This window comes from Nocardia sputorum (genome assembly GCF_027924405.1).
Taxonomy (GTDB): domain Bacteria; phylum Actinomycetota; class Actinomycetes; order Mycobacteriales; family Mycobacteriaceae; genus Nocardia; species Nocardia sputorum.
Map to the genome: position 1 here is coordinate 1023596 of NZ_AP026978.1, position 11793 is coordinate 1035388.

Consider the following 11793-nt stretch of genomic DNA (forward strand, 5'->3'; position numbering starts at 1 on the left):
GGCTCCAGCTCGGTGGTGGCTCATCGCCTTCCTTCGTTGCTCGGTTGACCGGATTTCTACCGCAGCGCACCGACATGTGCCGCCACCGGTGCCGCGCCGCGCTCGGAAGCGCTTGTCTCGGCGCCGTATTCGTCATTCGGACAAATCTTGCGCCGATGGGGACGCTCTGGCATTCTGTCCTGTTCGGCTCGACCGAGCCACCCGGAACGGGTGTAGACACCATCGAGCTGCCCGCCGGGGTTGGCGAGGGGTGGACATCGAGACAGGGCGCAGGCGTTTCGATGACCATATCCATCCCCGCGGGCAGATTCGCCTGGGTGCGCTGGGCGATCCCGGCGCGATCGGGTAGCGTTTCGCACAGCTTCGACAAGGCGCCGCGCACGGGGTCGGAGGACGTGTGGCGGCTCGATGGTGGAGGGGATTTTTCGCATGCGCCTGGATCCCGACGCTGTCCAGGCCGTCGGTTCCGCGGACGCGCCGCCCCGGCTCTCGGAGGTGGTGACCCGGCGCCTCGCCGAGGATCCGGCGGTCACGCCCTCGGTCACGCGGACCGTGCTGCGCGCCCTGGGCGCCGCCGAATCGGGTGATGGGGCAACGACATTCGATCATTCCGGCATATTTCTGAGCGCCATCCGGGTACGCGGTTTCCGCGGCATCGGTCCCGAGACGACGCTGCAACTGCCACCCGGTCCGGGTCTCACGCTCGTGGTCGGCCGCAACGGCAGCGGCAAATCCAGTTTCGCCGAAGCCGCCGAAATGGCTCTGACCGGTGGAAACCGTCGGTGGGACGGTCGCTCGGCGGCCTGGCGGGAAGGCTGGCGCAACCTGCACGACGGCGCTGCTGCTCGCATCGAGCTGGAGTTGCTGACCGCCGGTGACGCGCCCCGGCTCACCATCGCCAAGGAATGGGCGGCCGACGCCGACCTGCCCGACGCGCACTGGACCCAGCGCTATCCGCCCGCGCCGCCGTCGGCGTTCGACATGGACCGGTGGGCGGCCCAGCTCGAGCTCTACCGTCCGTTCCTGTCCTACAGCGAACTCGGCGCGCTGGTGGACGGGAAGCCGAGCGACCTGTTCGACGCGCTGCACCAACTGCTGGGTCTCGACGAACTCACCCTGGCGCAGGAACGCATCCGGATGCGCCGCCTGGAACTCGAACGCGCGGTGCGGGATTCGCGTCAGGAGCGGCTGGAGCTGCTGGAACTGCTCGCGTCGGTGGCCGACGACCGGGCGGTCCGGGTCGCCGGATTGCTGCGGCCCGCTCAACCGGACCTCGCCGCGGTGGGTCGCGAAGTGCTGGGCGTGGTGGACGACCCGGCCGGCCCGGACGGCTTGCGCGCGATCGTGCGGCTCGCGCTGCCCGGCGACGCCGAAGTCGATGCGGTGGCCACCCGGCTCGAGACCTGGGGCGCGGCCATCGCCGAGGGCGCCACCGACGACGCCGAAGCCGATCTGCGCCTGCTCGAACTGCTGCGCATGGCGCGTGCGCATCAGGCGGCGAGCGGGCCGTGCCCCTGCCCGGTGTGCGGCCGCGGCGCACTGGACGAGGACTGGGCACGCGAGACCGACACGGCCATCGAGCGGCTCGCTGCCCGGGTGGACGCGCTCACCACCGCCCGCGTCGAACTCGGCGACGCCGTGCGGGCCGCGCGGGCGCTTCCCGAACTCGTTCCCGCCGAATTGGATTTCGACCCGCGCAACCCGCCGTCGGTCGACACCACGGCGGTGCGCGAGGCGTGGGCCGAGTGGGCCGCGCTGACCACCGCCGAATACACCCCGGACCTGCCCGAGCTGCTGCGCAGCGCGCACGCGCGGTTGGTGGACGAGCTCGACCTGCTGCAGCAGGGCACCCGCAAGGAACTCGACCGCTTGGACGAGGTGTGGACCCCGCTGGTGCCGCGGATCGTGACCTGGCTAGAGGGCGCGCGTGAGGTGGCCGCGCACGCGGCGGAACTGCGCACGGTGAAGAAGGCCGAGGACTGGCTGAAAGCGGCCACCGCGGGCCTGCGCGGCGAGCGCATGACGCCGCTGGAGACGACGGCCCGCTGGGTGTGGCGCACGCTGCGGCAGCAGAGCAACGTCGAGCTGGGCGCGATCCGCTTGCAGGGCAACGCGGGCACCGCGCGGCGCGTGCTGCTCGACGTGACCGTCGACGAGGTGGACGGGGCCGCGCTGGGCGTGATGAGCCAGGGCGAGTTGCACGCGCTGGGTCTGTCGTTGTTCCTGCCGCGCGCCACGGTGGAGGAGAGCCCGTTCCGTTTCGTCATGATCGACGACCCGGTGCAGGCGATGGACCCGGCCAAGGTGGACGGCCTGGCGCAGGTGCTGGCCACGGTGGCCTGGACCCGTCAGGTGGTGGTCTTCACCCATGACGAGCGCCTCGCCGAGGCGGTGCGGCGGATGCAGCTCGACGCGACCGTCCTGGAAGTGCAGCGCCGCGACCGCTCGGTGGTCGAGGTGCGGGTGTCCAGCGACCCGATCCGACGCTATCTCGACGACGCCCGCGCCTTGGTCCGCACGCCCCAGTTGCCCGCGGCGATCGCCGACGAACTGGTGGCCACCTGCTGCCGTTCGGCGGTGGAGGCGGCCAGTCTGGCCAGGGCGCGGCGCACCCTGCTCGCCGCGGGTATGAATCACCGCGAGGTGGAACGCCACATCGATGCCGCCCACTCCACCAGGGCGAAGGTGGCGCTGGCGGTCTTCGGGGTGGGTAGCAAGGTCGACGACCTGAACAAGAATCTGATCGAGCGGGAAGGGCGGTGGGTGGTGGACGCACTGCGCGACGCCACGGCGGGCGCGCACGTGCCGATCGGGCGGGACATGCGCGAGTTGATCGGTGAGACCGAGAAATTCGTCGCGTGGCTGGCCAGGTGAAGCGCGGATGACCGGGCGGCGCAAGCCGGTCGGCGCGCGCCGTGGGCCCGCGGGCGGCGGTCGCGCGCCCCGGCACGGACAGCGTGGGCGGAACAACGGCGCGCGTCGGCCGCGCGCCGATCGGCCGTCGATCGCCGAGCGGCTGGAGACCGTCGATCTGCTGCTCGCCGGATCGGTGACCGACGCGGGCGGACTGTGGTCGCGGGCGACAGCCTGGATCCTGCGGATCGCGTTGGAGCAGGCCGTGGACGAACTGTGGCTGCGGCTGGCGCCCGCGCTGGTCCGCTGCCCGATGCGGGCGCAGCTGATCGCGCTGCGCGCCTTCGCGGGACCGGACGTGGCGGCGCGCGTCGCGGTGCTCTGGGCGGCGCTGTCGCGCGCGGCCCACCACCACGACTACGAACTCGCGCCCAGCGTCACCGATCTACGGCGCTGGCGGGAACAGACCGTCGCCTTGGCCGCGGACTTGGCGGCCGTGGAGGCGCGCCGAGATTGACCCCCTGCGATGATGCGGTCAAGTGTGCGCGTGGAGTATGCCGCCCGGCCGGACAGAGGCACGATATGAGCGGATCGGGGCAGACGTTGGCGAGCGTGACCATGCGGTGCCTCACTCGGGCCGGAAAGGACGTGGCATGAGCGAATCACGACGGTGCCCGTGCGGGCGCGGCGAGGCTTTCGACGACTGCTGCGGTCCGGTGCTGCGCGGCGAGCGTCCCGCTGCCACGGCCGAAGCGCTGATGCGCTCGCGCTACACCGCCTTCGCGGTGGGGGATGTCGACTATCTGCTGCGTTCCTGGCATCCGCGCACCCGCCCGCGCGAACTCACGGTGGACCCCGCCCAGCGCTGGCTGTTCCTGGAGATCACCCGCACCGACCGCGGCGGGCTGTTCGACGACACCGGAACGGTGGCGTTCGTCGCGCACTACCGAGATGCGGACGGGCGCGGCGCACTGCGCGAGACCAGTCGATTCGCTCGCTCCGACGGCGCCTGGGTCTACCTGGACGGCACGCACGCCGAGTGACCGGTAGCGTCAGCGGGCATGGCACGCGTCGCGATCGAGTACTGCACCCAATGCCGCTGGCTGCTGCGGGCGAGCTGGATGGCGCAGGAACTGCTCAGCACGTTCGCCACCGACCTGGACGAGGTCGCGCTGCTCCCGGGTTCGGGCGGGATCTTCCGGATCACCGTCGACGGCGAACAGATCTGGGAACGCAAGACCGACGGCGGCTTCCCCGAGATCGCGGTGCTCAAGCAGCGGGTGCGCGACCGGGTGGCACCCGACCGCGACCTCGGTCACGCCGACCGGCGCGACTGACGCCGGAAGTCAGCCGCAGCAGCCGCCACCGCAGCAGCCGCCGCCGGCCGGAGGCGCAGCGGGGCTCGGCGCGGGCGCGCTCACGCCGCCCCGGGAGACGGTGGCGAAAGTGGTCAGCAATTTGACCGTGTCGTCGTGGCCGACCGGGCAGGTCGCCGGCGCCGACGACTCCGCCATCGGGCGGGTCACCTCGAACGTGTCGCCGCAACTGCGGCACCGATAGCTGTAACTCGGCATCCGCTCAGTTTAGGGCCTGCGTCCGCGCATCCTCCAGACGATCGGAAGTGGCGGCGGCCGCCGTGACCGATTCGACACAGCAGCCGACGGCAGGGCCTGAACAGCGGATGAATGGGAGTCGACGCGGCGATGTCCCACATCGCGACGCTGGCGTGCTGATCTTCGACGTACTCTCGAAAAGAAGGATGAGGAGGTCCGCGATGCGCGCTCAGTTCTCCGAGGCGGTGCCCGGTCCCGACGGTTTCGCCGAGCCCATCGCGCGAACGGCGCACGGCGACGTCCGCGGCGTGCGCGAGGGCTCCGTATCCGTCTGGCGCAGCATCCCCTACGCCACGGCCCCCACCGGACCGGCCCGGTTCGCGCCGCCGCAGCCCCCGCAGCCCTGGGAGGGAGTGCGCGACTGCACCTCGTTCGGGCAGATCGCCCCGCAGACGATGGGCACCATGGTCCCCATCGACTCGGGCCTGACCATGGGCGAGGACTGCCTCTGGCTCAACGTCTGGTCACCACGGCCCGAGACCGGCGATCCGCACCGCGTCGCGGACACCGAGCCGCGCCCGGTGCTGGTCTGGCTGCACGGCGGCGCGTACTGCCTCGGCACCGCCGCGCAGCAGATCTACGACGGGCGCAAACTGGCCGCGACCGGTGACGTCGTGGTCGTCGGGGTCAACTATCGCCTCGGTGCGCTGGGCTTCCTCGACCTGTCCTCGCTCGGCGAGGACTTCGCGCCGAACCTCGGCCTGCGCGACCAGATCGCCGCACTGGAGTGGGTGCGCGACAACATCGCCGCGTTCGGCGGCGACCCCGGCAACGTCACGCTCTTCGGCGAGTCCTCCGGCGCGGGCTGCGTCACCGCGCTGCTCACCGCGCCGCGCGCGGCGGGCCTGTTCCACAAGGCGATCGCGCAGAGCCCGCCCGCGACCACGGTGTTCGGTCCGGAGCGGGCGGCGACGGTCGCGCAGCGTTTCCTCGAGCTGATCGAACTGCCCCCGGCCCGGGCGGCGGAGCTGCTGGAATGCCCGATCGAGCGGATCGTGACGGCGGCGGGTGTCCTGCTCGACGAGATACCGCTCAAGGAGCCGGGCAGGCTCGCGGCCGCGCCCGTGGTCGACGGCGATCTCCTGCCGACCTACCCGATCGACCGGTTCCAGCGTGGCGGGTCGCACCGGGTGCCGTTGATCATCGGGACGAACAAGGACGAGGCGTCGTTGTTCCGGCTGCTGCGTTCACCGATCATGCCGGTGACCCCGGACGCGGTGAACGCGATGCTGCGGGACGTCGCGGCGAGCCACCCGGAGATGTCCGCGGAGCGGATCGCCGAGATCACCTCGGCCTACCCGGACCTCGGCAAGGCGCGCGGAGCCCTGGCGATGTCCACCGACGCGGCGTTCCGGATGCCCGCGCACTGGGTGGCCGACGGTCACGCCGAGCATTCGCCCACCTGGATGTACCGGTTCGACTACGCCACCCCGATGCTGCGCGCGGCTCGGGTCGGCGCCGGCCACGCCACCGAATTGCCTTATGTCTTCGGCAATTTCGGCACGCTCAACCTCGACCCGACGTTCTGGCTCGGCGGGCGCAGAGCGGCGATGGAGGTCTCCGGGCGGATGATGCGCCGCTGGCTCGCCTTCGCCGCCCACGGCGTTCCCGCCGCCCTCGACGGCTCCAAACACTGGCCGCCCTACCGCCTGCCCGCCCGCACCACCTTGCTCCTCGACAGCGTCGACCGCGTGGTCGACGACCCGGACCGTGACCTGCACACCGCCTGGGGGCAGCAAGCCGTCGGGTTCTCCTAGCAGGCGTTGTCCGCGCCTGGCGACCGCAGGTGTGGATACCCGAGACCGCATGATCGGCGTTCCGCCCGCGTAGATCGAAGTCCGATACGCCCCGGCGGGAATCTGCGGCCGCGCGCGTCAGACGTCGGTGGAGAAGCGGATGCCGCCGTCCGGGATCTCCACGCCGGGCCACACGCGGGCCCCGCGCAGCAGTTCGCAGCGCGCGCCGATGTTCGCGCCGTCCCCGATGACGCCGTCGCGCACGAGCGCGCGCGGGCCGATGCGCGCCCCGAACCCGATGATCGTGCGTTCGACCGTGGCGCCCGCCTCGATCACAGCGCCGTCGAAGACGACCGCGCCGTCCAAGCGTGCGCCCGCGCCGATCTCGGCGCCGCGGCCCACGACCGTGCCGCCGATGAGCACCGCCCCCGGGGCGACGCCCGCGCCGGGATGGACCAGCGACTCGCCACGCTGACCGGGCAGGGCGGGGGAGGGGGCGATGCCGCGGACCAGGTCGGCGGAACCGCGGACGAAGTCCTCGGGGGTGCCCATGTCGCGCCAGTACGACGCGTCGACGTACCCCTGGAGGCGGGCGCCCTCGGTCAGCAGCGCCGGGAACACCTCGCGCTCCACCGACACCGGGCGCCCGGCCGGGATCTTCTCGATGTACTCGCGACGGAAGACGTAGCACCCGGCGTTGATCTGGTCGGTGGGCGGGTCCTGAGTCTTCTCCAGGAACGCGGTGACCCGGCCGTCCTCGTCGGTGGGCACACAGCCGAACGCGCGCGGGTCGCTGACCCGGACCAGGTGCAGCGTCACGTCGGCGCGGGTCGACTCGTGGGTGTCGAGCACCGCGCCGAGGTCGGTGCCGCCGAGCACGTCGCCGTTGAACACCATGACGTTGTCCGCGCGCAGCTTGGGCAGCACGTTGCGGATCGCGCCGCCGGTGCCGAGTGGCTCGGTCTCGGTGACGTACTCGATCTCCAGGCCGAGGTCGGAGCCGTCGCCGAAGTATTCCTCGAACACTTCGGCCTTGAACGACGTACCCAGCACCACGTGGGTGATCCCGGCCTCCGCGATACGGGCGAGCAGGTGGGTCAGGAACGGCAGCCCGGCCGTCGGCAGCATCGGCTTGGGCGCCGAAAGGGTCAGCGGACGCAGCCGCGTGCCCTGCCCGCCGACCAGGATCACCGCGTCGGTGCCTGTATTTCCTGCCATCAAGCTCCCCTGTTCACAAGGTCGTTTCTCGCCTGCGCCGCCGGTTACCCGGCGTCGCGCGCCTGCTGGCGCAGGGCAGATCGAACCGCAATCCGCGAGCGGATCGCAAGTCCGGCCCGCAACGCCAGCCGCAGCGGAGCCTGCCACCAGTGCGGATGCCGGTCTGCCTGGAACCGGTAGGCGCTCGCGTGGTGGGCGGGCAGCATCTTCTCGGGATGGCGGCCCGCGGCGTGACCCTTCGCATGGGTCACCTCGGCGTCCGGCACGAACACGTTGTGCCAGCCCGCCTTGCCCATCCGGTCGCCGAAGTCGACGTCCTCCATGTACATGAAGTAGCGGGAATCGAAGCCGTCGATCGAGTCGAACGCCGCGCGCCGCACCAGCAGGCACGACCCGGACAGCCAGCCGACGGCGCGTTCGGAGATCTCCTCGTTCTCCTGCCGGTAGCGGCGGGTCCACGGATTGGACTTCCACACCGTGCCCAGGATCGCGTGGCCTGCGCCGTCGAGCAGGCCGGGCACCCGCCGGGCCGACGGGTAGACGCTGCCGTCCGGCTCGAGCACCAGCGGCCCCAGCGCGCCCGCGCGCGGCCAGCGCTTGGCGGCGGCGAGCAGTTTGTCGATGGAATCGGTGCCCCAGCGGATGTCCGGGTTGGCGATCACGATGAACTCGATGCCCGGATCGATCTCCGCGACCGCCCGGTTGATCGCGCCGCCGTAGCCGATGTTGCCGCCGGTGCGCAGCAGCCGCACGTGCGAATTGGCCTCGGCGACCAGCTCCGGCACACCGTCCACCGACCCGTTGTCGGCGAGGATCACCTGCGGTTTCTCCGCGGTGGCCGCGGCCAAGGTGCTGATGAAGTGCTCGAGGTGCTCACCCGGCGAGTAGGTCACCGTGACGACGGCCAGGCCCGCGGGCGCGGCGGAATCGGAATCACTCACGACAGCCAACTCTAATGGGCGCGGCCGGACGCCGTCCGTCGATGGCCCGCGCATGGTGGGAGCACCGGCGCGGGCACCGCCTAGCCGGACCGCCGCGCCAGCGCGTCGCGCAGCGCCGTGCGCCAATCCCGCAGCGGCGTCAGTCCGGCGTCGTTCCAGGCCCGCGGCGAGAGCACCGAATACGCCGGGCGCCGTGCGGGTCTGGGAAACCGGGACGAGTTGCACGGGTGGACCCGCCCGGGATCGGCGCCGACACCCGCGAATACGGCGCGGGCGAGCTCGAATCGACTGGCCCGCCCCGCATTGGTGGCGTGCAGCACCCGCGGGGCGTCCGGCCGGCCCGCCAGTTCCAGCAGCGCGGCGGCCAGGTCGGCGGCGTAGGTGGGCGAGCCGACCTCGTCGTCGACCACGTCGACGGTGTCGCGTTCCCGCTCCAGCCGCAGCATCGTCGCGACGAAATCGCCGCCGCGCCCGCTGTATACCCACGCGGTGCGCACCACGTGCGCGTCCGGGCAGCGGCTGAGCACCGCTTCTTCGCCCGCGAGCTTGGACGCCCCGTACACGGACGTCGGTCCGGTCACATCGGCGGTGTCGTACGGCCGATCCTGGGTACCTGGGAAGACGTAATCGGTGGACAGATGGATCAGCCGGGCGCCGAGGTCGGCGCAGACCTCGGCGAGCACGGCTGGTCCGGTGGCGTTGCCCGCGTACGCGGCTTCGGCTTCGGTTTCGGCCCGGTCCACGGCGGTATAGGCGGCGCAGTTGAGCACCACGTCGCCGGGCGTGAGCACCGCGCGCACGGCGACGGGATCGGTGATGTCGAGGTCGGCGCGCCCGTAGCCGTCGGCGGCCGGGGCGAGACGCCGCAGTTCCCGGCCCACCTGTCCGTGCGCCCCGGTGACGACGAGGCGGGCGGATACGGTGGGTTGGGGGGCGGTGGGGTCGGTCACGGGCGCAAGTCTGGCACGCCGCCGGTCCCTCGGTTGCGGCCGTTCGCGATAACCGTTCGATAGCCTTGAGCTATCGGGGGATCCCGAAATCGGGCGGGGCGAGCGGTAACCATGGTGGCGGATCGGTTGCGCGCGCGTCGCCAGGACACCAATTTTTCGGCGAGAGCGGGTTTTCGGCGAGAGGATGAGACTTGTCGCAGCGGAGGGGCACATCGGCGGCGCGGCGGACCGGAACCCGCGACCCTTCCTTCGGTCCGCTGCGCTCGTTCGCCGTGGCCGCCGCCGTGATCGTGCTGGCGCTCACCGGTTTCGCCTGGCACAGCGTGGACGCGCTGGTCGCCGACATCGAGCGCCTCGGCGATCTCGGCCTCGGCGGCAGCCGCGACGGCGCGGTGGACATTCTGCTGGTCGGGGTGGACAGCCGCACCGACGCGCACGGCAACCCGCTGTCGGAGGCCGAGCGCGCGATGCTGCACGCGGGCGACGAGGTCGGCACCAACACCGACACCATCGTGCTGCTGCGCGTGCCGAACGACGGACGCTCGGCGACCGCGATCTCCATCCCGCGCGACTCCTACGTCAACATCGCCGGCCTGGGCATGGGCAAGATCAATTCGGCCTACGGCGCGACCAAGGCGACGCAGTTGCAGAAGCTCACCGAGCAGGGGGTCGCGCAGGCCGACGCGGAGCGGCAGTCCACCCAGGCGGGCAGGCAGGCGCTGATCAAGACGGTGGCCGGTCTCACCGGCATCACCGTCGACCACTACGCGGAGGTGAGCCTGCTCGGCTTCGCGCTGCTCACCGACGCCGTCGGCGGGGTGGAGGTGTGCCTGAAGAACCCGGTCGACGAATGGATGTCCGGCGCGCGGTTCCCGGCGGGACGTCAGCGCCTGGACGGGCCGCGGGCACTGAGTTTCGTGCGCCAGCGCCACGATCTGCCGCGCGGCGACATCGACCGCATCGTGCGCCAGCAGGTGTTCATGGCACAGCTGGTGCAGCAGGTGCTCAGCGCGAAGACGCTGGCCAATCCGGTCAAGCTGCAGCAGCTCAGCGACGCGGTGGGGCGCACGATCGTGCTGGACGAGGACTGGGACGTGCTGGCGTTCCTGCAGCGGCTCAAGGATTTGTCCGGCGGCCAGGTGAAATTCGAGACCATCCCGGTCGCCGACCTCAACGGGGAAACCGGCAACGGCGAATCCGTCGTCAAGGTCGAGCCGAAGGCGGTCAAGTCCTACGTCGCGTCGCTGGTCGGCGACGCCCCGGCCCCGCGCAACGCCGAGCCGGGCTTCGATCCCGCGACGGTGACCGTGAGCGTCTACAACGCGGGCGGCGTCGGCGGCCTCGCGGCCGACGTGGCGCAGACTCTGAGCGCCAAAGGTTTCCGTCAAGGCACGGTGTCCAACTACGGCGGCGGCCGCGTCACGAGCAGCCGGGTGCTCGCCGCGGACACCGGGAGCCCGAAGGCGCAGGCGGTGGCCAAGACGCTGGGCGGGCTGCCGGTGCTGGCGGATCCGGCGCTGTCCCCGGATTCGGTGAGCGTCGTACTGGCGAGCGACTATTCTGGTCCGGGCTCGTCGGCGAGCCGGATGTTCGACCTGTCCGGATCGTCGGCGGCGGCCACACCAGTCCCGCCCGCTCCACCGATCGACGCAGGCCAGAACGGACCGAAATGCGTGAACTGAACCATGCGTGACATCGACCAGGCAAACACCCTCACCGAAGCGGTACTCGATCCGATCCTCGCCCGCGATCCCGCGGGCCCGCGCGTCACCTACTACGACGACGCCACCGGCGCCCGTATCGAGCTGTCCGGCGCGACCCTGGCGAACTGGGCGGCCAAGACCGCCAACTTGATTCGCGACGAGTTCGGCCTGAGCCCGGGCGCCCGGGTCGCGGTCCTGCTCCCCGCGCACTGGCAGACCGCCGCCGTGCTGCTCGGCTGCTGGTGGGCGGGTACCGAGGTGGTGCTGCGCCCGGACGAGGACGCCGATCTCGCCCTGGTCACCCTGGATCGCCTGGACGACGCCGACGGCGTGGGCGAGGTCGCGGCGCTGTCGCTGGACGCGATGGGGTCCCCGGTGCGCGACGTGCCGGTGGGCGTCACCGACTTCGCCACCTCCGTGCGCGTGCACGGCGATCAGTTCCTGCCTCGCGGCGCGGGGGTCGCGCTGGACGGCATGCCGGTCGCCGAGGTGCTCGCCGAGGCGCGGAAGTCCGCCATGCGGCAGGGCTTCGCCGAAGGGGACCGGGTGCTGTCCAGCACGCCGTGGGACACGCCGGCCGAACTGATCGACGGGTATCTCGCGGTGCTCGCCGCGGGCGCGTCGCTGGTGCAGGTGATCAACCCCGATCCGGCGCAGCGCGAGCGGCGCGTCGCGGCGGAGCGGGTGACCGCGCAGCGCGGATGAGCGCGGCGCACGGCCGGTAGCGGCTCCTACCACGGTATCAGCGCCGAATCCGACCTGAGCACGTTCCACAACCC

Annotated in this window: 11 protein-coding genes; 7 read left to right on the forward strand and 4 right to left on the reverse strand. The window is 71.7% G+C overall.

What is annotated here, in order from left to right:
- Positions 1–429 precede the first annotated feature (429 nt).
- The 4 genes from QMG86_RS04525 (at position 430) to QMG86_RS04540 (ending at position 4190) form a co-directional block, all read left to right on the forward strand.
- Positions 430–2874: an AAA family ATPase gene (locus QMG86_RS04525; protein ID WP_281877859.1), complete on the forward strand. Its 2445-nt coding sequence runs from the start codon at positions 430–432 to the stop codon at positions 2872–2874.
- Between the two features lie 7 nt (positions 2875–2881).
- Complete coding sequence (locus tag QMG86_RS04530; protein WP_281877860.1) at positions 2882–3370, forward strand: hypothetical protein; 489 nt, start codon at positions 2882–2884, stop codon at positions 3368–3370.
- A gap of 136 nt (positions 3371–3506) precedes the next feature.
- Positions 3507–3896, forward strand: a complete 390-nt coding sequence (locus QMG86_RS04535; RefSeq protein ID WP_281877861.1) for a YchJ family protein — start codon at positions 3507–3509, stop codon at positions 3894–3896.
- A gap of 18 nt (positions 3897–3914) precedes the next feature.
- Positions 3915–4190: an Rdx family protein gene (locus QMG86_RS04540; protein ID WP_159847259.1), complete on the forward strand. Its 276-nt coding sequence runs from the start codon at positions 3915–3917 to the stop codon at positions 4188–4190.
- Between the two features lie 9 nt (positions 4191–4199).
- Here the strand turns inward: QMG86_RS04540 and QMG86_RS04545 are convergent, their stop codons facing one another.
- Complete coding sequence (locus QMG86_RS04545; RefSeq protein ID WP_281877862.1) at positions 4200–4427, reverse strand: FmdB family zinc ribbon protein; 228 nt, start codon at positions 4425–4427, stop codon at positions 4200–4202.
- 200 nt (positions 4428–4627) lie between these two features.
- On the opposite strand from QMG86_RS04545, the gene QMG86_RS04550 reads away from it, so the two are divergent.
- Positions 4628–6223 carry a carboxylesterase/lipase family protein gene (locus QMG86_RS04550; RefSeq protein ID WP_281877863.1) on the forward strand — a complete coding sequence of 532 codons (1596 nt, stop codon included), beginning with the start codon at positions 4628–4630 and terminating at the stop codon, positions 6221–6223.
- A gap of 117 nt (positions 6224–6340) precedes the next feature.
- On the opposite strand, the gene manB is transcribed toward QMG86_RS04550, so the two are convergent.
- From manB to rfbD, 3 genes are all read right to left on the reverse strand, one after another.
- Positions 6341–7420, reverse strand: a complete 1080-nt coding sequence (gene manB, locus QMG86_RS04555) for a mannose-1-phosphate guanylyltransferase (RefSeq protein ID WP_281877864.1) — start codon at positions 7418–7420, stop codon at positions 6341–6343.
- Between the two features lie 44 nt (positions 7421–7464).
- Entirely contained in the window at positions 7465–8361 is an 897-nt protein-coding gene (locus tag QMG86_RS04560) for a glycosyltransferase family 2 protein (protein WP_281877865.1), read from the reverse strand.
- 80 nt (positions 8362–8441) lie between these two features.
- Entirely contained in the window at positions 8442–9311 is an 870-nt protein-coding gene (rfbD, locus tag QMG86_RS04565) for a dTDP-4-dehydrorhamnose reductase (protein WP_281877866.1), read from the reverse strand.
- Positions 9312–9583: 272 nt separating this feature from the next.
- Between rfbD and QMG86_RS04570 the strand changes: the two genes are divergently transcribed.
- Positions 9584–10993 carry an LCP family protein gene (locus QMG86_RS04570; RefSeq protein ID WP_281880768.1) on the forward strand — a complete coding sequence of 470 codons (1410 nt, stop codon included), beginning with the start codon at positions 9584–9586 and terminating at the stop codon, positions 10991–10993.
- A 3-nt stretch (positions 10994–10996) separates the two neighbouring features.
- A complete protein-coding gene (locus tag QMG86_RS04575; protein ID WP_281877867.1) occupies positions 10997–11719 on the forward strand; it encodes a TIGR03089 family protein in 723 nt (240 codons plus the stop codon).
- The last annotated feature ends 74 nt before the right edge of the window (positions 11720–11793 follow it).